General features: G+C 72.8%; 11 protein-coding genes. 9 read left to right on the plus strand and 2 right to left on the minus strand.

Features of this window, described 5'->3' with window-relative positions:
• Positions 1–3: 3 nt before the first annotated feature.
• The gene (locus ACZ7KX_RS14455; RefSeq protein WP_470326737.1) at positions 4–1,437 is read right to left on the minus strand and encodes a family 2B encapsulin nanocompartment shell protein; all 1,434 of its coding nucleotides are present in this window, start codon (positions 1,435–1,437) and stop codon (positions 4–6) included.
• A 232-nt stretch (positions 1,438–1,669) separates the two neighbouring features.
• On the opposite strand from ACZ7KX_RS14455, the gene ACZ7KX_RS14460 reads away from it, so the two are divergent.
• On the plus strand, positions 1,670–3,532 hold the full coding sequence (locus tag ACZ7KX_RS14460) for an ABC transporter ATP-binding protein (RefSeq protein WP_470326738.1): 1,863 nt from the start codon (positions 1,670–1,672) through the stop codon (positions 3,530–3,532).
• Positions 3,529–5,385 carry an ABC transporter ATP-binding protein gene (locus ACZ7KX_RS14465; protein ID WP_470326739.1) on the plus strand — a complete coding sequence of 619 codons (1,857 nt, stop codon included), beginning with the start codon at positions 3,529–3,531 and terminating at the stop codon, positions 5,383–5,385. Before ACZ7KX_RS14460 ends, ACZ7KX_RS14465 begins: the two co-directional genes overlap by 4 nt.
• A 135-nt stretch (positions 5,386–5,520) precedes the next feature.
• Here the strand turns inward: ACZ7KX_RS14465 and glgP are convergent, their stop codons facing one another.
• Positions 5,521–8,229 carry an alpha-glucan family phosphorylase gene (gene glgP, locus ACZ7KX_RS14470; protein ID WP_350520225.1) on the minus strand — a complete coding sequence of 903 codons (2,709 nt, stop codon included), beginning with the start codon at positions 8,227–8,229 and terminating at the stop codon, positions 5,521–5,523.
• A 1,105-nt stretch (positions 8,230–9,334) separates the two neighbouring features.
• Between glgP and ACZ7KX_RS14475 the strand changes: the two genes are divergently transcribed.
• From ACZ7KX_RS14475 to ACZ7KX_RS14505, 7 genes are all read left to right on the plus strand, one after another.
• Positions 9,335–11,290 carry an alpha-1,4-glucan--maltose-1-phosphate maltosyltransferase gene (locus tag ACZ7KX_RS14475; RefSeq protein ID WP_396552047.1) on the plus strand — a complete coding sequence of 652 codons (1,956 nt, stop codon included), beginning with the start codon at positions 9,335–9,337 and terminating at the stop codon, positions 11,288–11,290.
• The gene (gene treS, locus ACZ7KX_RS14480) at positions 11,287–13,011 is read left to right on the plus strand and encodes a maltose alpha-D-glucosyltransferase (protein WP_350520226.1); all 1,725 of its coding nucleotides are present in this window, start codon (positions 11,287–11,289) and stop codon (positions 13,009–13,011) included. The genes ACZ7KX_RS14475 and treS overlap by 4 nt, the downstream gene beginning before the upstream one ends.
• A 247-nt stretch (positions 13,012–13,258) precedes the next feature.
• Positions 13,259–14,749: a maltokinase N-terminal cap-like domain-containing protein gene (locus ACZ7KX_RS14485; RefSeq protein ID WP_470326740.1), complete on the plus strand. Its 1,491-nt coding sequence runs from the start codon at positions 13,259–13,261 to the stop codon at positions 14,747–14,749.
• Between the two features lie 107 nt (positions 14,750–14,856).
• A complete protein-coding gene (gene glgB / locus ACZ7KX_RS14490) occupies positions 14,857–17,304 on the plus strand; it encodes a 1,4-alpha-glucan branching protein GlgB (RefSeq protein ID WP_470326741.1) in 2,448 nt (815 codons plus the stop codon).
• Between the two features lie 46 nt (positions 17,305–17,350).
• The gene (locus tag ACZ7KX_RS14495) at positions 17,351–18,022 is read left to right on the plus strand and encodes a hypothetical protein (protein WP_470326742.1); all 672 of its coding nucleotides are present in this window, start codon (positions 17,351–17,353) and stop codon (positions 18,020–18,022) included.
• A 130-nt stretch (positions 18,023–18,152) separates the two neighbouring features.
• Entirely contained in the window at positions 18,153–20,282 is a 2,130-nt protein-coding gene (gene pta / locus ACZ7KX_RS14500) for a phosphate acetyltransferase (RefSeq protein ID WP_470326743.1), read from the plus strand.
• Positions 20,279–21,502 carry an acetate kinase gene (locus tag ACZ7KX_RS14505; RefSeq protein ID WP_470326744.1) on the plus strand — a complete coding sequence of 408 codons (1,224 nt, stop codon included), beginning with the start codon at positions 20,279–20,281 and terminating at the stop codon, positions 21,500–21,502. Before pta ends, ACZ7KX_RS14505 begins: the two co-directional genes overlap by 4 nt.
• The last annotated feature ends 71 nt before the right edge of the window (positions 21,503–21,573 follow it).

The raw sequence follows: 21,573 nt of genomic DNA on the forward strand, positions 1-21,573 counted from the left end.
GGCTCAGCCGCGGGCGTGCCCGAGCTCGACGTTCTCCAGCACGCCGATCGCGTCCGGCACCAGCACCGCCGCCGAGTAGTAGGTGCTGACCAGGTACGAGGCGACGGCCTTCTCGTCGATGCCCATGAACCGGACGTTCAGCCCCGGCTCGACCTCGTCCGGGATGCCGATCTGGGTGAGCCCGACCACGCCCTGGTTGTCCTCGCCGACCCGCATCGCGATGAACGCGCTGGTCTGCTGGTCGGAGACCGGGATCTTGGTGCACGGGAAGATCGGCACCCCGCGCCAGGTCGGCCGCTGCTTGCCGAGCACGTCGACGGTGGCCGGGTAGACGCCGGCCTTGTTGCACTCCCGCTCGAAGGCGGCGATCGCCCGCGGGTGGGCGAACAGGTAGTCGGTGTCCCGGCGCATGCTCAACAGCTCGTCCAGGTCGTCCGGGGTGGGCGCCCCGGAGCGGGTCTGGATCCGCTGGTCGAAGTCGGCGTTGTTGAGCAGGCCGAACTCCGGGTTGTTGATGATCTCGTGCTCCTGCCGCTCCCGCAGCGCCTCGACGGTCAGCCGCAGCTGCTCCTCGGTCTGGTTCATCGGCTTGTTGTAGAGGTCCGCGACCCGGGTGTGCACCTTCAGGACCGTCTGGGCGACGCTCAGCTCGTACTCGCGCGGCCTCAGCTCGTAGTCGACGAAGGCACCGGGCAGCTCGTACTCGCCCTCGTGCCCGGCCGACAGGTCGATCTCCGCCTCGCCGTGCGCGTTCTGGGCCTGCGCGGCGTCGGCGGCGAAGCCCAGCAGCTGCTCGCGCAGCGAGTCCGAGCGGTCGACCAGCTCCTGGAAGACCGACCAGGACAGCGCCATCGCGGTGCCGGAGGTCGCCGCCTTCACGGTGTAAGGCCAGGTGCCGCTCGGCTCGGTGAGCGCCTCGTCGCCGAGGTGGTCGCCGTCGGCGAGCGAGCCGAGCACCGCCTGCTCGCCGTACTTGCCGGTGCCGATCCGGTCCACCTTGCCGTGCGCGACCAGGAACACCTCCTCGATCGGCGCGCCCTCCTGCACCAGCACGTCGCCGACCGCGAAGTCCCGCTGCACGAACCGGCGGGCCAGCTCCTCCAGCACGGTGTCGTCCTCGTAGCCGCGCAGCGCCGGGACCTCGCGCAGCGAGGGGGCGATCACGCTCACCGCGGAGCCGGCCACGGAGAAGCCCACCCGGCCGCGGCCGGCGGCGAAGCTGAGGCGGCGGTTGACCCGGTAGGTGCCGGCACTGACCTGCACCCAGGGCAGCATCTTCAGCAGCCAGCGGGAGGTGATCTCCTGCATCTGCGGCTTCGACTTGGTCGTCGTCGCCAGGTTGCGCGCCGCGGTCGTGCTGAGGCTGAGCTGGGCCCGCACCCGCACTGTCGCGGATCCCGGGCCGGGGGTCGGGGTGGACTCGGTCTCGACCGTCATGTCCGCACTCCTGTCACTCGGGCATCGATGAGCATCCGTCAGAAGATCCATCGGCCGATCGGCCGGGGCTCGCAAGAGGCGCACGGCGCATTCCTCCCTGCACGAACCGCCGCGCGCGCCCCACCGGCCACCCGCACACGTCCCGTCCGGGTGGCCGGTTCTCGCCGCACACCGCCGACAGGGGCGAAAAACCGGATGAGAAGTGACGGGCTCTCTGCCTACCCTCACCGCGATGGCCGAGAACCGACAAGACACCGACAACCCGCCCGCCGACGGGACCGCCGAACCCGCCGCGGCGGCCACCACCGCCGCAGCCGCACCGCCGGCCGCGCCCCGCCACTCCACGGTCCGCTCGCTGCTGCGCCTGTGGCCGTACGCGCGCGCCGTCCGCGGCCGGCTGGTCGTCTCGGTGACGGCCGCCACGCTCGGCATGCTGAGCACCCTCGCCGTCCCGGTGCTCCTCGGCCGGATCGTGGACGGCCCGCTCGCCACGCACGACCTCGCCGCCCTCTGGCCGCTGATCGGCCTGGTGCTGCTGGTCGGGCTCTTCGAGGCCGGACTGTTCTTCACCCGCCGGGTGGTGCTGGCCCGCCCGCTGGCCGGGCTGGAGACGGCGATGCGCGGCGACCTCTTCGCCAAGCTCCAGCGGCTGCCGGTCTCCTTCCACGACCGCTGGGGCTCCGGCCAGCTCCTGTCCCGGGCCACCGCAGACATGTACACCATGCGGCTGTTCCTGGCCTTCCCGCTGGTGTTCCTGATCGTCAACTCGGTCATGTTCCTGGCCGGCACGGTGGTGATGTTCACCCAGGACTGGCGGCTCGCCCTGATCGCCCTGGTGCCCGTCGTCCCGCTGTTCGTCCTCACCCGGCGCTTCGAGTCCGGCTACTCCGGCGCCTCCCGCCTCGCCCAGGACCAGAACGGCGACCTCGCCACCGTGGTCGAGGAGTCCGTCCTCGGCATCCGGATCCTCAAGGCCTTCGGCCGCCACCGCTCGATGGCCGAGCGCTTCCGGGCCCAGGCCCGGGAGCTGCGCCGCACCGAGCTGCACAAGGCCCACCTGCTGGCCAACCTCTGGGCGGTGATCGTCGGCCTGCCGGAGATCGCCCTCGGCTGCGCCCTCGCCGTCGGCGCGTACCTGGTCGCCCACGACGAGCTGAGCGCCGGCGCCCTGGTCGCCTTCCTCTCCACCGCGCTCGCGCTGCGCTGGCCGGTGGAGTCGCTCGGCTGGCTGCTCGCGTACGCCAACGAGGCCGCCACCGCGACCGACCGCTTCTTCGAGGTGCTGGACGAGCCGGACACCCCCGACCCGGGCTCCGCCACCGGCCTCGCCACCCGGGACGGCATCCGCTTCACCGACGTCCGCTTCCGCTACCCCGACGCCCCGGCCGGCAGCCCCGACCTGCTGACCGGCATCGACCTGCACGTCCGCAGCGGCGAGACGATGGCCCTGGTCGGCGCCACCGGCAGCGGCAAGACCACCCTGACCGCCCTGCTCCCCCGGCTGTACGACGCCACCGCCGGCACCATCACGCTGGACGGCCGGGACATCCGCGACCTGCCCCGGGAGCGGCTGCGCGAACTCGTCGCGGTCGCCTTCGAGGAGCCCACCCTGTTCTCCGCCACCGTCCGGGAGAACGTCCTGATGGGTGCCCCGGGCGCGACCGGGGAGCAGCTGCGCTCCGCCCTCGCCACCGCCCAGGCCGGCTTCGTGGAGAAGCTCCCCGAGGGTGCCGACACCGAGGTCGGCGAGCAGGGCCTGAGCCTGTCCGGCGGCCAGCGCCAGCGCCTCGCCCTGGCCCGCGCGGTGGTCGGCGACCCGGCCTTCCTGGTGCTGGACGATCCGCTCTCCGCCCTGGACGTGCACACCGAGGCCCTGGTCGAGCGCGCGCTGCGCGAGGTCCTCGGCACCACCACCGCCCTGGTGGTGGCCCACCGTCCCAGCACCGTGCTGCTCGCCGACCGGGTCGCGGTCCTGGCGGACGGCCGGATCGAGGCCGTCGGCACCCACCAGGAACTGCTCCGCGACTGCGCGCTCTACCGCGAACTGATGTCGGGCGAGGCCGCCCTCGTGCCCGAAGGAAGTGCAGCCCCGTGACCACGACCGCCGAACCCACGAAGGCCGGGCCCGCCGCGTCCGCCGCGTCCGCCGAGGAGGAACTTCCCCCGCCCCCGGCCGACGAGGAGGACATCCCCGTCCCGCCCGGCGCGCCCCGGGCGCTGCTGCGCTCGCTGCTCGGCCCGCACCGGGCCCGGATCGCCGTCGCGATGGTGGTGATCCTGGTCCAGCAGGCGGCCCTGCAGTCCGGCCCGCTGCTGGTCGCCGTGGCGATGGACCGCGCCATCCCGGCGCTGCGCGCGCACGACTCCGGCCCGCTGGTCGCGGTCATCGCCGCGTACCTGTTCTGCGCACTGCTCAGCCCGGTGCTGCAGTGGGTGTTCATCAAGATCAGCGCCCGGATCAACCAGGACATCCTGCTGGAGCTGCGCGGCCGGATCTTCCGGCACGCCCAGCGGCTGAGCCTGGACTTCCACGAGCGCTACACCTCGGGCCGGATCATCTCCCGGGCCACCAGTGACATCGACGCGCTGCGCGAGCTGCTCTCGGAGGGCCTGCAGGAGCTGCTGACGGTCTTCCTGTCGGTCTGCTACATCTCGGTGCTGCTGCTGGTGCTGGACTGGCGGCTCGGGCTGGTCTCACTCGTGTCCGCGGTGCCGCTGGCGCTGATCGCCCGGTCCTTCCGCAGCCGCTCGCGCCGGGTGTACCGCCGCTCCCGCACCTCGGCGGCCTCGCTGATCGTCCGCTTCACCGAGACCATGAACGGCATCCGCCCGGTGCAGGCCTTCCGCCGCGAGAAGGCCAACGACGCGGCCTTCGCGGTGGTCAACCGGCAGTCCGCCACCGCGACCGCGGACGGCCTGCTGGAGATCGCCCGCTACGTCGGCCTCTCCCGGGCCACCGCCAACCTGTGGCTCACCGGCGTGCTGCTGTTCGGCGCGTACCTGGCCGTCGACGACTCGCTGGCGCTGGGCACGCTCACCGCCTTCGTGCTCTACCTGCGCCGGCTCTACGACCCGATCGACCAGCTGGCGATGTTCCTGAACAGCTACCAGTCGGCCGCCGCCGCGCTGGAGAAGATCGCCGGCCTGCTCGCCCACGAGCCGACCGTCGCCGAACCGGCCGAGCCGAAGGAGCTGCCGCAGGCGGCTCGGAAGGGCCGGGAGGTGTCCTTCGAGGCGACCCGCTTCTCCTACCCCACCGGCAAGGAGGTGCTGCCGCCCTTCGACCTGCTGATCCCGGCCGGGCAGACGGTCGCGGTGGTCGGCGCGACCGGCGCGGGCAAGTCGACGGTCGCCAAGCTGCTGGCCCGCTTCTACGACCCGACCGAGGGCCGGATCCGGCTGGACGGCGTGGACCTGCGCGAGCTGGCCACCCCCGAGCTGCGGCGCGGGGTGGTGATGGTGACCCAGGAGTCCTTCCTGTTCTCCGGCACGGTCGCCGAGAACATCGCGATCGGCCGCCCCGGCGCCACCCGCGAGGAGGTCGAGCGGGCCGCCCGCGACATCGGCGCGTACGAGTTCATCGCCGCGCTGCCGGACGGCTTCGACACCGACGTGCGCAAGCGCGGCGGCCGGATCTCAGCCGGCCAGCGCCAGCTGGTGGCCTTCGCCCGTGCCCTGCTGGCCGACCCGGCGGTGCTGATCCTTGACGAGGCGACCAGCTCGCTGGACGTCCCGGGCGAGCAGGCCGTACAACGGGCGATGCGCACGGTGCTGGCCGGCCGGACGGCGGTGATCATCGCCCACCGGCTCTCCACCGTGGAGATCGCCGACCGCGTCCTGGTGATGGACCAGGGCCGGATCGTGGAGGACGGCTCCCCGCAGGAGCTGATCGACGGCTCCGGCCGCTTCGCCGCCCTCCACCGGGCCTGGCGGGACAGCCTGGTCTAGCCGCGGGGTGTCCGACACCCCCGGCCCCTCGATGTGCCCGTCCGGGTGCGCCGTCACGCACCCGGCCGGGCCGCACCTCGGACGACTGCCGTCCGTCCGTCTCGGACGCACGGACGGCAGTCGTCCGGCGCGACGTCAGCGCAGCAGCCCCGCGTCCATCCCGGCCGACTCGACGGGCAGAGCGACCAGGCCCGGCTCGGCCGGGGAGGCCAGCAGCGGGTGCGCGGGCAGCACCCGGACGGTGTAGCCGAACGGGCCGGTCCGGCACAGCTCCAGCGTGCCCTCGTAGCGGGTGCGGCCGTCCAGGTCGGGCCCGCCGACCGGCTTCAGGGCGAGCAGGCAGGCGTCCGAGATGCCGTCCGACTCGTCCACCCGGCCGGAGACCACCTGGACCTCGACGTCGCCCGGCTGCAGGGTGCCGAGCGCGACCTGCACCCGCAGCGCCAGCGAGCTGCCCAGCTCCTGGGCCTCGGTCGGGCACTCCGCCTCGACGTGCTCGACCCGGACGGCCGGCCAGGCCTCCCGGACCTTCGCCTTCCAGCCGGCCAGCTCCCGGGCGCCCGTGAACCGCCCGGTGGACCGCCCGCCCGCCTCCGCGCGCCCGGCTTCCGGCGCCGCCAGCTCCCGCTGGGCCAGCGCCGCCGGGGCGTACAGCCGTTCGACGTACTCGCGGACCATCCGCCCGGCGAGCACCTTGGGCCCGAGGGTGACCAGGGTGTGCCGGACCATGGCGATCCAGTGGTGCGGCAGGCCGTCCGCGTCGCGGTCGTAGAACCGGGCGGCGACCTGGTGCTCGATCAGGTCGTAGAGCGCGGCCGCCTCGATGTCGTCGCGCCGCTCGGCCTCGCCGCTGTCCGGGTCGAGCACCCCTCCGCTCTCGTCGGCGGTGGGGATCGCCCAGCCGTTGCGGCCGTCGTACCACTCGTCCCACCAGCCGTCCAGGACGGACAGGTTGAGGCAGCCGTTGAGCGCTGCCTTCATCCCCGAGGTGCCGCAGGCCTCCAGCGGGCGCAGCGGGTTGTTCAGCCAGACGTCGCAGCCCGGGTAGAGGTGCCGGGCCATCGCCATGTCGTAGTCCGGCAGGAAGACGATCCGGTGCCGGACCGCCGGGTCGTCGGCGAAGGCGACCATCTGCTGGATCAGCCGCTTGCCGCCGTCGTCGGCCGGGTGGGCCTTGCCGGCCACCACGATCTGCACCGGCCGGGTGGGGTGCAGCAGCAGGCCGCGCAGCCGCTCCGGGTCGCGCAGCATCAGGGTGAGCCGCTTGTAGGAGGGCACCCGGCGGGCGAAGCCGATGGTGAGCACGTCGGGGTCGAGCACCGAGGAGACCCAGCCGAGTTCGGCCTCCCCGGCCCCGCGCTGGCGCCAGGAGGCGCGCAGCCGGCGGCGGGCCTCCTCCACCAGCTGGGCGCGCAGGGTGCGGCGGAGCTCCCAGATCTCGGTGGTGCCGATCGTCTCCAGGCCGGTCCAGCGGGTGGCCTCGCCGGTGGTCATCGCCTCCTCGGCGCGCTCGGCGCCGATCTCGGCGGCGCCGAGCCGCACGACCGCCGGGTCGATCCAGGTGGCGGCGTGCACGCCGTTGGTGACCGAGGTGATCGGCACCTCGGAGGGGTCGAAGCCGGGCCAGAGGCCGTTGAACATCGAGCGGCTGACCTCGCCGTGCAGGGTGGAGACCCCGTTGGCGCGCTGGGCCAGCCGCAGGCCCATGGCGGCCATGTTGAACAGCTTCGGGTCCCCGCCGGGCCAGGTCTCGGCGCCGAGCGCGAGCACCCGGTCGACCGGGACGCCGGGCAGGGCGGCGTCGCCGCCGAAGTGGCGGGCGACGAGGTCGCGGTCGAAGCGGTCGATGCCGGCCGGGACCGGCGTGTGGGTGGTGAAGAGGGTGCCGGCCCGGACGGACTCCAGGGCAGCGGCGAAGTCCGGACCGTCCGGCTCCTCGGCGACGAGTTCGCGGATCCGTTCGACGCCGAGGAAACCGGCGTGGCCCTCGTTGGTGTGGAAGACCTCGGGGGCGGGGTGTCCGGTGAGCCGGCAGTAGACGCGCACGGCCCGGACGCCGCCGATGCCGAGCAGCATCTCCTGCAGCAGCCGGTGCTCGCTGCCGCCACCGTAGAGCCGGTCGGTGACGTCGCGTTCGGCCGGCGAGTTGGCCTCGATGTCGGAGTCGAGCAGCAGCAGCGGGACCCGCCCGACCTGGGCCTTCCAGATCCGGGCGGCCAGGGTGCGGCCGCCGGGCAGGGCGAGGTCGACCCGGCTGGGGGTGCCGTCGGCCTCCCGGAGCGGGCTGACCGCCAGCTCGTCCGGGTCGAGCAGCGGGTAGCGCTCCTGCTGCCAGCCGTCCCGGCCGAGGGACTGCCGGAAGTAGCCGTGCCGGTAGAACAGCCCGACGCCGATGACCGGGACGCCGAGGTCGCTGGCGGCCTTGAGGTGGTCGCCGGCCAGGATGCCGAGCCCGCCGGAGTACTGGGGCAGCGCGGCGGCGATGCCGTACTCGGGCGAGAAGTAGGCGATCGCGGCGGGCAGCGGGGCGGCCTCGGCCTCCTGCTGCCGGGTCTGGTACCAGCGCGGGCCGGTCAGGTAGTCGCGCAGGTCGTCGGCGAGGTCGCCGAGTCTGCGCAGGAACCGCCGGTCGGCGGCGAGCGCGGCGAGCCGGCCGGCCGGGACCTCCCCGAGCAGCCGCACCGGGTCCTCGCCGGTCGCGGCCCAGACCTCCGGGTCCACGGACCGGAACAGGTCCCTGGTCTCGGGGTGCCAGGACCAGCGCAGGTTGAGGGCCAGCTCGTGCAACGGCTGGAGTTGTTCGGGCAGGACGGTGCGGACGGTGAATCTGCGGATTGCCTTCACGGCGTGAAGCGTAGCCGTGGCGGCCGGTCCGACAGTGCGTCAAGTGGGCTATTGGGCATCCGTTCGGGCTATTGATGAGATCGCATTCGGCGCATTGGACTGCACGGGGGGCGCGCGAGGCGCACATTTCGAGGAGCCGCGCTACCAATACGTGAACTCTTCGGTACGGATCCATTTCCGATGGCGCATCCGCTCGGGAGAAGACCCGAAACTACTGTCGTACTGCTGCAAAAACCTTGTCGCCGGTGCGAGGATGACCGAAGGTCGTTGATGCTGTGGGGAGTGCGGCGACGGGTGGCGTCCCCCTTGAAGCAGCACGTCCGAATCCTTTTCGCGTTGGCCGTTCCCGTTCTTCTTAGCCCATTCGGCGCTCACCGCGCACCGACGCGTGTCCTCGCGCCCGGCCCGCTCGTTCACGGGTGGACCGGACCGCCCAGGGGCGCGCCCCCGGAGGCGTGCGCCGGGACGCGCACGGGCTCGGGGGCGTCCTGCCACCGGCTCGGCGGGCGCCGGGCAGGTTGCCGGGGACAGCGGCGCGGGCAGGCTCCGGTCGCACGTCCTCCCCACCCAGCAGTCCTCCCGGTACTCCCCTGGCCCGATCCCCCGGCCCGCGGGAGCTGCCGCCGATCTCGGGCAGGAGCTTGGCATGCACGGCGACACGCGGGACCAGTCCACACCGGTGGCCGAAGCCCTCGACTCAGCGGTCGCGGAATCCGCCGGACGGATGGATTCTGACACTCGGACAGATCCGGCGATGCCTGCGCCCAGGGCGTCCGGCGCGGTCCGTACCGGATCCTCCGAATCCCAACCCCCCGCGGACCGGACCTCGACGGCGCGGTCCCCCGAAACGGCCCGACGACCCGGGACCGAGGAGGACCGGACCGCGGCACCCCGCAGGCGCACCACCACGCGCCGCACCACCGCCACCGCGTCGGCCGCCACCCCGAAGGCCGGAGCCGGGGCCGAGCCCGCGCCCCGCAAGACCGCCCCGAGGAAGGCGGCCGCCCCGAAGGCGCCCGCCGCGAAGACCGCCGCCGAACCGGCGGCCGGGCCGGCCCGCAAGACCGCCGCCAAGCCCTCCGCCCGCAAGACAGAGAGCGACACCGTGATCGGCCGCATCCCCGTCCTGGACGTCAGTCCCCTCGTCGACGCCGGCCGCCGCCCGGCCAAGGCCGTCGTCGGCGAGACCTTCCTGGTCACCGCGACCGTCTTCCGGGAGGGCCACGACGCCGTCAACGCCAACGTGGTACTGCGCGACCCGCGCGGCCGCAGCGGCCCGTGGACGCCGATGCGCGAGCTCGCCGAGGGCACCGACCGCTGGGGCGCGTACGTCACCCCGACCGCGCCCGGCCGCTGGTCGTACCTGGTGGAGGCGTGGAGCGACCCGGTCGCCACCTGGCGCAGGACCGCCTCGGTGAAGCTGCCCGCCGGCATCGACACCGCGCTGGTCCTGGAGGAGGGGGCCCGGCTGTTCGAGCAGGCCGCGGCCGGCGTGCCGAAGAAGGAGGGCCGCGCCGACGTCCTGGCCGCCGCCGAGGCGCTGCGCGACCCGACCATGCCGCCGCTGTCCCGGCTGGCCGCCGCCCTCGCCCCCGAGGTGCTGGAGCTGCTGGCCCGCTACCCGCTGCGCGAGCTGCTCAGCGCCTCCCGCCCGCTGCCGCTGCAGGTGGACCGCGAGCGGGCACTGTTCGGCTCCTGGTACGAGTTCTTCCCCCGTTCGGAGGGGGCCGTGGTGGACCCGAGCGGCGTCGAGCCGCCGCGCTCGGGCACCCTGCGCACCGCCGCCGAACGGCTACCGGCGGTCGCCGCGATGGGCTTCGACGTGGTCTACCTGCCGCCGGTCCACCCGATCGGCCGAGCCTTCCGCAAAGGCCCTGACAACACCCTGACGGCCGGTCTGCACGACGTCGGCTCGCCCTGGGCGATCGGCTCCCCGGAGGGCGGCCACGACGCCGTCCACCCGGACCTCGGCACCATCGAGGACTTCGACCACTTCGTCTCCGAGGCGCGGGAGCTGAACCTGGAGGTGGCGCTCGACTTCGCCCTCCAGTGCTCGCCGGACCACCCCTGGGTGAACAAGCACCCGGAATGGTTCAGCCACCGCGCGGACGGCACCATCGCCTACGCCGAGAACCCGCCGAAGAAGTATCAGGACATCTATCCGGTCAACTTCGACCAGGACATGGACGGAATCGTCAAGGAAACCGTCCGAATCCTTCGGTTCTGGATGTCACACGGCGTGCGGATCTTCCGGGTCGACAACCCGCACACCAAACCGGTGGTGTTCTGGGAGAAGGTGCTCTCCGACATCGCCCGCACCGACCCCGATGTCGTGTTCCTGGCGGAGGCCTTCACCCGCCCCGCGATGATGCACACCCTGGCGAAGATCGGTTTCCACCAGTCGTACACGTACTTCACCTGGCGCACCACCAAACCGGAACTCACCGAGTACCTCACCGAACTCACCGGTGACGCAGCCGCCTACATGCGCCCCAACTTCTTCGCCAACACCCCGGACATCCTGCACGCCTACCTGCAGCACGGCGGCCGGGCCGCCTTCGCGGTCCGCGCGGTGCTCGCCGCCACCCTCTCCCCCAGCTACGGCGTCTACGCCGGCTACGAGCTCCACGAGAACGAGCCGGCCCACCCGGGCTCCGAGGAGTACCTGCACTCGGAGAAGTACGAGCTGCGCCCGCGCGACTGGAACCGCACCGACACCCTCGCCCCGCTGCTGACCGTGCTCAACCGGCTGCGCCGGCGCCACCCCGCCCTGCAGCAGCTGCGCGACCTGCGCTTCCACCCCACCGACAACGACCAGGTGCTCGCCTACTCCAAGACCGCGACCACCCCCGAGGGCCTCACCGACCAGGTCATCACCGTGGTGAACCTCGACCCGCACCACGTCCAGGAGGCCACCGTCAGCCTCGACGGCGACGGCCCGTACGCGGTGCACGACGAGCTCACCGGCGCCGTCTACACCTGGGGCCGGCACAACTACGTCCGGCTCGATCCCTCAGCCGAGCCGGCTCACCTCCTCACGGTTCGGAGGAACCCAGCGTGACAGTGAACGAGCCCGTCCCCGACACCTTCCCCGAGACCTCGAAGAAGAACCTGGACCCCGAGTGGTTCAAGCGTGCGGTCTTCTACGAGGTGCTGGTGCGGTCCTTCCAGGACAGCAACGGCGACGGGGTCGGGGACCTCAAGGGGCTCACGGCCAAGCTCGACTACCTCCAGTGGCTCGGGATCGACTGCCTCTGGCTCCCCCCGTTCTTCGCCTCGCCGCTGCGCGACGGCGGCTACGACGTGTCCGACTACACCTCGGTGCTGCCGGAGTTCGGCGACCTCGCCGACTTCATGGAGTTCACCGACGCCGCGCACGCCCGCGGCATGCGCGTGATCATCGACTTCGTCATGAACCACACCAGCGACCAGCACCCGTGGTTCCAGGCCTCCCGGGAGGACCCGGACGGGCCCTACGGCGACTTCTACATGTGGGCCGACGACGACAAGCAGTACCCGGACGCCCGGATCATCTTCGTCGACACCGAGACCTCCAACTGGACCTACGACCCGGTCCGCAAGCAGTACTACTGGCACCGCTTCTTCTCGCACCAGCCGGACCTCAACTACGACAACCCCCGGGTCCAGGACGAGATGATCGCCGGGCTGCGGTTCTGGCTCGACCTCGGCATCGACGGCTTCCGGCTGGACGCGGTGCCGTACCTCTTCGCCCGCGAGGGCACCAACTGCGAGAACCTGCCGGAGACCCACGAGTTCCTCAAGCGGGTCCGCAAGGAGATCGACGCCGACTACCCCGACACCGTGCTGCTCGCCGAGGCCAACCAGTGGCCGGAGGACGTCGTCGACTACTTCGGCGACTTCACCTCGGGCGGCGACGAGTGCCACATGGCGTTCCACTTCCCGGTGATGCCGCGGATCTTCATGGCGGTGCGCCGCGAGTCCCGCTACCCGGTGTCCGAGATCCTCGCCAAGACCCCGCGCATCCCCAACGGCTGCCAGTGGGGCATCTTCCTGCGCAACCACGACGAGCTGACCCTGGAGATGGTCACCGACGAGGAGCGCGACTACATGTACGCGGAGTACGCCAAGGACCCCCGGATGCGCGCCAACGTGGGCATCCGCCGCCGGCTCGCCCCGCTGCTGGAGAACGACCGCAACCAGATCGAGCTGTTCACCGCCCTGCTGCTCTCCCTGCCCGGCTCGCCGGTGCTCTACTACGGGGACGAGATCGGCATGGGCGACAACATCTGGCTCGGCGACCGGGACGGCGTGCGCACTCCGATGCAGTGGACCCCGGACCGCAACGCGGGTTTCTCCTCCGCCGACCCGGGCAGGCTCAGTCTGCCGCCCATCATGGACCCGGTGTACGGCTTCCAGGTGACCAACGTCGAGGCGCAGCAGAGCAGTTCGAGTTCGCTGCTGCACTGGACGCGTCGCATGATCGAGATCCGCAAGCTCAATCCGGCGTTCGGCCTCGGCAGCTACGCCGAACTGCCGTCCAGCAACCCCGCCGTGCTGGCCTTCGTGCGCGAGCACGAGGGGGACCTGGTCATGTGCGTGAACAACTTCTCGCGGTTCGCTCAGCCGACCGAGCTGGACCTGCGGCAGTACGGCGGGCGGTACCCGGTCGAGCTGATCGGCGGGGTGCGCTTCCCGTCGATCGGTGAGTGGCCCTACCTGCTCACCCTGGCCGGGCACGGCTTCTACTGGTTCCAGCTCCGGCAGCCCCCGCGTCTGAGCGGGACCAGGCGGTCGAAGTAACGATCCGCCACGGCCGCACCGCCACACCGGCACCACCAGACCCTCCGGGGGCGCCAGTTGAACCCCAGCGCCCCCGGAGTTCTCTGCACCACCGCGTACGGAGAACAGCCCAACGGCCACCCACACGAAGGCGTGACACCCGAGCCACGCTCGCGTGCCGCGACCGCCGCGCCGCCGCAATCCGGAAGACTGACGGACCCGGCCACGACCCGTCGGGCAGTCCGCGTGCTTCCGGGGAAAGGGAGTCATGTCCGAAACCTCCCGTTCTCAAGCCCATGTGCAGCACGACGCCCCGGGCGGCTCCACCACGCCGACCGGCGCGCGGGGCTCCGGGGTCCGGAGAACCGCCCTGGGGGTCAGCGAGCTCGTCCAGGCGGCGCTGCCGCTGATCGCGGCGTGGCTGCCCACCCAGCGCTGGTACGCCGGGAAGGGACGGCCCATCACCGGTCTCACCCCGGTGGTCGGCACCCCGCTGCAGGTCGGCGACCCGGCCCTGCTGCACCTGCTGCTGCGGGTCGAGCACGCCACCACGGCCGGCGCGCCGCACGGCGACATCTACCAGCTGCTGCTCGGCATCCGCTCGCAGGGACTCGGGGACATCGGGCCCGGCGCGGTGCTCGGCCGGCTCAGCCAGGGACCGTACGACGGCGCGACCCTCTACGACGCGGTGCACGACCCCGAACTCACCGGGCGCCTGCTGGAACACCTCGCCACCGGCGACCGCTTCGGCTCACTGTCCTTCCGCCGCACCCCCGGCTCCGGACTGCCCGCCAACCTCCCCGGCCGCGCCTCCACCGCCGAGCAGTCCAACAGCTCGGTCATCTACGGCACCTCGTACATCCTCAAGCTGTTCCGCCGCATCCACCCCGGCACCAACCCCGACCTCGAACTCTCGCTCGCCCTCTCCCGGGCCGGCTCCACCCGCATCCCGCGGGTCGCCGCCTGGTTCGAGAGCCGGATGGAACGCGCCGAACCGGCCACCCTCGGCCTGCTCCAGCGCTACCTGCCGGACGCCGAGGACGGCTGGGAGCTCGCCCTCGACCAGGTCGGCCGGCTCAAGGGCGACCGCTCGCCGGGCAACTTCGCCATCGAGGCGCACCGGCTCGGCCGGGCCACCGCCGAGGTGCACCGGGTGCTGGCCCGGTCGATGCCGGTCGCCCGGCTCGACCGCACCCAGACCGGACGGCTCGCCACCGCGATGGCCGACCGGCTGGACAGCGCCGTCGCCGCCGTCCCCGGACTGCTGCGCTTCCGGGCCGCGCTGCGCACCGCCTTCCAGCAGCTCGCCGACGCCCACCCGGACGGGCTGCCGGTCCAGCGCATCCACGGCGACCTGCACCTCGGGCAGGCCATGCGGACCCCGCACGGCTGGGTCCTGCTGGACTTCGAGGGCGAGCCAGCCAAGTCGGTCAACGAACGGCGCGAACCGCAGCCCGCCCTGCGCGACGTCGCCGCCATGCTCCGCTCCTTCGACTACGCCGCCGCCCACCTGCTGGCCGGCGGCCCGGTCGACCCGGAACTGGCGCACCTGGCCGCCGCCTGGGCCCAGCGCAACCGCACCGCCTTCAGCGCCGGCTACACGGCCGGGGGCGGCGCCGACCCGGCGGCCTCGCCGGAGCTGATGCGGGCGCTGGAGATCGACAAGGCGGTGTACGAGGTGGTGTACGAGGCCCGGCACCGGCCGAGCTGGCTGCCGATCCCGCTGGCCGCGATCAACCGGCTCGCCCTGTCCGTCTGACTCCCCCGATCCCCGCTCGCCCGCCACCCGCACCGCCGCTCGCCGCACCGCCGCTTCCCGTACCGCCCGCAGGAGTTCGCCCACCCCCGCCGCAGGAGGACCACGCCGTGACGCCGCTCGACCCGACCGGCCGCCCCGACCGCACCGTTCCGGCCACCTTCCTGGCCGACGCCGCCGACCCGCCCCGAGCCGAAGGGCTCGCCGACGCCGACGGCGGAGCGGGCCGAGCGACCGACGAAGGAGGGGGTGCCGCAACGGCGGGCGCCGACGCCGGGCCCGAGCGCCCGGCGCCGCGCGGGCGGACCACGCCGCGCGCGGCCCCCGTTCCCGCGGGCGTTCCGGCGGACGCCCCCGTCGGGGCCCTTCGCCTGCCCGAGGCGCCGCTGCCGCCGTCCGAGGTGGACCGGCTGGTGAGCGGGCAGCACCACGACCCGCACGCCCTGCTCGGCGCGCACCCGGTGCACGGCGGCACGGCGGTCCGGGTGCTGCGCCCGTTCGCCGAGCGGGTGGTCGTCGAGACCCCGCACGGCCCCGCCGAACTCACCCACCAGCAGAGCGGGCTGTTCACCGGGCTGGTGACCGGCGGCGAACTGCGGGACTACTCCCTGCTGGTGACCTACCCGGACGGTGAGCCGCTGCGCCAGCAGGACGGCTACCGCACCGCGCCCACCCTCGGCGAGCTGGACCTGCACCTGATCTCCGAGGGCCGGCACGAGCAGCTGTGGCGGGCGCTCGGCTCGCACGTGCGCACCGTCGACGGCGTGGCCGGCACCGCGTTCGCGGTCTGGGCGCCGAACGCGGTCGGAGTGCGGCTGATCGGCGACTTCAACCACTGGAACGGCACCGGGCACCCGATGCGCTCGCTCGGCTCCTCCGGCATCTGGGAGCTGTTCGTCCCGGGCCTGGCCGAGGGCACCACGTACAAGTACGAGGTGCACACCCGGCAGGGCTGGGTGCTCGACAAGGCCGACCCGCTGGCCCGGGCGGCCCAGTGCCCGCCCGGCACCGCCTCGGTGGTCACCTCCTCCGCCTACGCGTGGCAGGACGGCGAGTGGATGGCCCGCCGGGCCCGCGCCCCGCACCACCGGGCGCCGATGTCGGTGTACGAGCTGCACCTGCCCTCGTGGCGCCCGGACCTCACCGACTACCGCGCCATCGCCGAGGAGCTCCCGCGCTACCTCAAGGAGTTGAACTTCACCCACGTGGAGTTCATGCCGGTGATGGAGCACCCCTTCGGCGGCTCCTGGGGCTACCAGGTGTCCGGCTACTACGCCCCCACCGCCCGGCTCGGCGGGCCGGACGACTTCCGGTACCTGGTGGACGCCCTGCACCGACACGGCATCGGCGTGATCGTCGACTGGGTGCCCGCGCACTTCCCCAAGGACGACTTCGCGCTCGCCCGCTTCGACGGCGAGCCGCTGTACGAGCCCGCCGACCCGCTGCGCGCCGAGCACCCCGACTGGGGGACCCTGGAGTTCGACTACGGCCGCAAGGAGGTGCGCAACTTCCTGGTCGCCAACGCGGTCTACTGGTGCGAGGAGTTCCACATCGACGGCCTGCGGGTCGACGCCGTCGCCTCGATGCTCTACCTCGACTACTCCCGCGAGGGCGGCGCCTGGACGCCCAACCAGTACGGCGGCCGGGAGAACCTGGACGCGGCCTCCTTCCTGCAGGAGATGAACGCCACCGTCTACCGGCGCTGCCCCGGTGTGATCACCATCGCCGAGGAGTCCACCGCCTGGGACGGGGTCACCCGCCCCACCGACGCCGGCGGCCTCGGCTTCGGGCTCAAGTGGAACATGGGCTGGATGCACGACTCGCTGGTCTACATCTCCAAGGAGCCGGTGCACCGCAAGTACCACCACAACGAGATCACCTTCTCGATGGTGTACGCCTACTCGGAGAACTACATCCTGCCGATCTCGCACGACGAGGTCGTCCACGGCAAGCAGGCCCTGGTCTCAAAGATGCCCGGCGACTGGTGGCAGCAGCGCGCCAACCACCGCGCCTACCTGGGCTTCATGTGGTCCCACCCGGGCAAGCAACTGCTCTACATGGGGCAGGAGTTCGCCCAGGGCGCGGAATGGGACCACGAGCACGGCCCGCAGTGGTGGGTGCTCGACGAGCAGTGGCCGGCCCACGAGGACCACCGCGGGGTGCGCCGCCTGGTCCGTGACCTCAACCGGCACTACCGCGACACCCCGGCGCTGTGGGAGCTGGACACCACCCCGGACGGCTTCCGCTGGCTCGACGGCGGCGCCGCGGACGACAACCTGCTCTCCTACGTCCGGTACGCGGCCGACGGCACACCGCTGGTCGCGGTCTGCAACTTCTCCCCGGTCGTCCGGCACGGCCGCCGGGTCGGCCTGCCCCGCCTGGCGGGCCGCGACCAGCTGTGGGAGGAGGTGCTGAACACCGACGCCGAGGAGTACGGCGGCAGCGGCATCGGCAACTCCCACCCGGTCAAGGCCGAAGCGGTGGAGTGGGACGGCCAGACCCGCTCCGCGGAACTGGTCCTCCCCCCGCTCGCCACGCTCTGGCTCCGCCCGGCGTGATCGCCTAGGCTCCCCGCCTGGGACGGGTCGTCAGCAGGCGGGGGGCTTGCAGGTGTTGCTGGTACTGGAACTGCTCTACCTTCTGTTGCCCGCGGTCTGCTGGGCGTTCCTGGTCCGCACCCGGACGGTCGGGGTGGCCGTCTTCGCCGTCCTCGCCGGTCTGGCCCTCGCGCTCGCCGGCCTGGCGGAGGACTGGTACTTCACCCGCGCCGCCGCCGAGGTCGAGGCCGGCTATCCGATCGCCGCCGGCCTGGTGGTCCTCGCGGGCGGGCTGGCCGAGCGGCGCCTGCGCGGCCCCCGGCCCGCGAAGGAGTACGACCACCCGGTGGCCGGATCGGCCATCGCGATCACCGTCCACGCCCTGGCGGGCTCGGCGATCGCGTTCGGCTACGGGGCATTCGCCCAAACCGCCTTCCTCCCGAGCGCCGCCGAGATGCCGCTGCCACCCGGGGTGACCGTCGAGCACGACGACGGGGGCTACTGCGGCTCGAACTTCTGCTCCCGGACCCTCACCATCGGCAGCCCCGCCGGCGTGACGGCCGACCGGGTGGAGGCCCGCCTGCGGGCCGCGCTCGCCGCCGACGGCTGGACCCCGGGCCGCAACGGCGCCCTCGTGCACCCGCACGGCTGGCTGGTGGACCGGCGCGTGTCGGAGGCCTTCGTCAGCGGGCGGACGGTGGAGCTGTCCGGCTCGGAAATCACCAACGCCGGGTACTGACCACCGGCGCCCCCGGCAGGACGTTCGTCCCTTGCCGCTCCGGCCCGCCTCTGCTCGCGGACGGTCGTTCGGGGTGCGAAGGTATGGTCGATATGACCACCTTCCGAGACGACGGGACGGAGAAACCCACGTGGCGCGCAGCGTGTACGTGACCGGGATCGACCGGGGGGACGGCCGGCAGGCGGTCGAACTCGGGGTCATGGAACTGCTCACCCGCCAGGTGGACCGGGTCGGGCTCTTCCGCCCGCTGGTGCACGCCTCCGCCCCCGGTGAGCCGGGCTCGGACCACGTCGTCGAGCTGCTGCACGGCCGCTACCGGATCGACCTGCCGAGCACCGAGCTGTACGGCCTCACCTACGAGGAGGCCGCCGCGCTGCAGGCCGCCCAGGGGCAGGACGAGCTGGTCTCCGTCCTGGTCGACCGGTTCCGCGCGATGGAACGGCGCTGCCAGGCGGTGCTGGTGCTCGGCACCGACTTCGCCGACACCAACATCCCGGACGAACTGGCCTTCAACGCCCGCCTCGCCAACGAGTTCGGCGCCGCCGTGCTGCCGGTGGTCGGCGGCCAGGGCAAGGACCCGGAGGCCGTGATCGCCGAGGTGCGCAACGCCCACCGGGCGTACACCGACCTCGGCTGCGAGACCCTGGCGATGATCGCCAACCGGACCGCCGCCAGCGCCAAGCAGCGGATCCAGCGCAAGCTCACCGAGAAGCTGCCGATCCCCGCCTACGTCATCCCGGAGGAGCCGGCCCTGGCCGCGCCGACCGTCGCCCAGCTGGTCGAGGCGACCGGCGCCGAGGTGCTGCTCGGCGACGCGGCCGGCCTGGCCCGCGACGTGCGCGGCTACGTCTTCGGCGGCGCCATGCTGCCGACCTTCCTGGACGCGCTGACCGAGGGCGCGCTCGTCGTCACCCCCGGGGACCGCGCCGACCTGGTGATCGGCTCGCTGGCCGCGCACGCCGCCGGCGCCCCGCCGATCGCCGGCGTGCTGCTGACGCTCGGCCAGCACCCCGGCCCGAACGTGATGGCGCTCGCCGCCCGGCTCGCCCCGGGCACCCCGGTCGCCGTCGTCCCCGAGGGCAGCTGGCCGACCGCCGCCACCCTGACCCACCTGGAGGGCAAGCTCACCGCGGCCAGTCCCCGGAAGGCCGAGATCGCCCTCGGCCTGTTCGAACTCCACGTCGACACCGCCGAGTTGACCAACCTGATCGAGGTCGACCGGTCCGAGCGGGTCACCCCGATGATGTTCGAGCACGAGCTGCTGGAGCGCGCCCGGGCCGGCCGCCGGCACGTCGTGCTGCCCGAGGGCACCGAGGAGCGGGTGCTGCGCGCGGCCGAGATCCTGCTGCGCCGCAACATCTGCGACCTCACCCTGCTCGGCGATCCGGACGCGGTGCGCCGCAAGGCCGCCGGCCTCGGCATCGAGCTGCCGCTGGAGGCGCCGGGCGCCGACCGCGCCCAGGTCCGGCTCGTCGACCCGACCACCAGCCCGCTGCGCCGCCAGTTCGCCGAGCTGTACGCGCGGCTGCGGGCCCACAAGGGGATGACCGTCGAGCTGGCGCTGGACGTCGTCACGGACGTCTCCTACTTCGGCACCCTGATGGTCCAGGAGGGCATCGCGGACGGCATGGTGTCCGGCGCGGTGCACTCCACCGCGGCGACCATCCGGCCGGCCTTCGAGGTGATCAAGACCTCGCCGGGCGCCGCGATCGTCTCCTCCGTCTTCTTCATGTGCCTGGCCGACAAGGTGCTGGTGTACGGCGACTGCGCGGTCAACCCCGACCCGGACGCCCAGCAGCTGGCCGACATCGCGATCCAGGCCGCCGCCACCGCCGCCCAGTTCGGGGTGGAGCCGCGGGTCGCGATGCTCTCGTACTCGACCGGCACCTCAGGCTCCGGCGCCGACGTCGACAAGGTGCGCAAGGCCACCGAGCTCGTCCGCGAGCTGCGGCCGGACATCCTGGTCGAGGGCCCGATCCAGTACGACGCGGCGGTGGACGAGCACGTCGCGGCCACCAAGCTGCCGGGCTCCCCGGTGGCCGGGCGGGCGACCGTGCTGATCTTCCCGGACCTCAACACCGGCAACAACACCTACAAGGCGGTCCAGCGCTCGGCCGGCGCCGTCGCGGTCGGCCCGGTGCTGCAGGGGCTGCGCAAGCCCGTCAACGACCTCTCCCGCGGGGCGCTGGTGCAGGACATCGTCAACACCGTGGCGATCACCGCCATCCAGTCCCAGGACGACAAGGAGCCCCAGGCATGAGCGAAGGAACCCGCGTTCTCGTGCTGAACGCCGGCTCCTCGTCGGTGAAGTACCAGCTGATCGAGATGCTGGACGGCACCCGGCTGGCCTCCGGGCTGGTCGAGCGGATCGGCGAGTCGGGCGGGCGCCTGGTGCACACCCCCCGCACCGGCGAACCGCGCGAGGCGCTGCAGCCGTTCCCCGACCACTCGGCCGCGCTGAAGGCCGTCGCCGAGGAGCTGGCCGCCGACGGCCTCGGGCTGGACTCCCCCGAGCTGGCCGCGATCGGCCACCGGGTGGTCCACGGCGGCAAGCGGTTCACCGAGCCGACCGTGATCACCGAGGAGGTGCTCGGGGAGATCCGCCGGCTCATCCCGGTGGCCCCGCTGCACAACCCGGCCAACATCACCGGCATCGAGGTGGCCCGGGCGCTGCGCCCCGACCTCCCGCAGGTGGCCGTCTTCGACACCGCCTTCCACGCCTCGATGCCCGAGTACGCGGCGCGGTACGCCATCGACAAGGACGTCGCCGACGAGCACCGGGTGCGCCGCTACGGCTTCCACGGCACCTCGCACCAGTACGTCTCGCGGGCGACCGCCCGGCTGCTCGGCAAGGACCCGGCCGAGGTCAACGTGATCGTGCTGCACCTGGGCAACGGCGCCTCCGCCTCGGCGGTCAGCGGCGGGCGCTGCGTCGACACCTCGATGGGCCTGACCCCGCTGGAGGGCCTGGTCATGGGCACCCGCTCGGGCGACATCGACGCCGGCGTGGTGTTCCACCTGCACCGGGTCGGCGGACTGTCGATCGACGAGATCGACGACCTGCTCAACCGCCGCAGCGGGCTGCGCGGCCTGTGCGGCGAGAACGACATGCGCGAGATCATGCGCCGCGCCGACGAGGGGGACGCGGACGCCAGGCTCGCCTTCGACAGCTACGTCCACCGGCTGCGCAAGTACATCGGCGGGTACTACGGGGTGCTCGGCCGGGTGGACGCGATCGCCTTCACCGCGGGCGTCGGGGAGAACGCGGCGCCGGTGCGCGCGGCGGCCACCGCGGGGCTGGACGAGCTGGGCATCGCCGTGGACCCGGAGCTGAACTCGGTGCGCTCGGGCGCGGCCCGGATCATCTCGCCCGCGTACGCCCGGGTGGCGGTCGCGGTGGTGCCCACCGACGAGGAGCTGGAGATCGCCCGGCAGGCCTTCGCACTGGTGCACCGGGAACCTCACATGTCCGAGGACTGACACGAAATCGTCTCACTCCTCGGAATCATTCGTCGGCGATTCCTCCCGGTCCGTGCCGAATGCACCCATAA

It is taken from the genome of Kitasatospora sp. NPDC038210, from assembly GCF_055600605.1.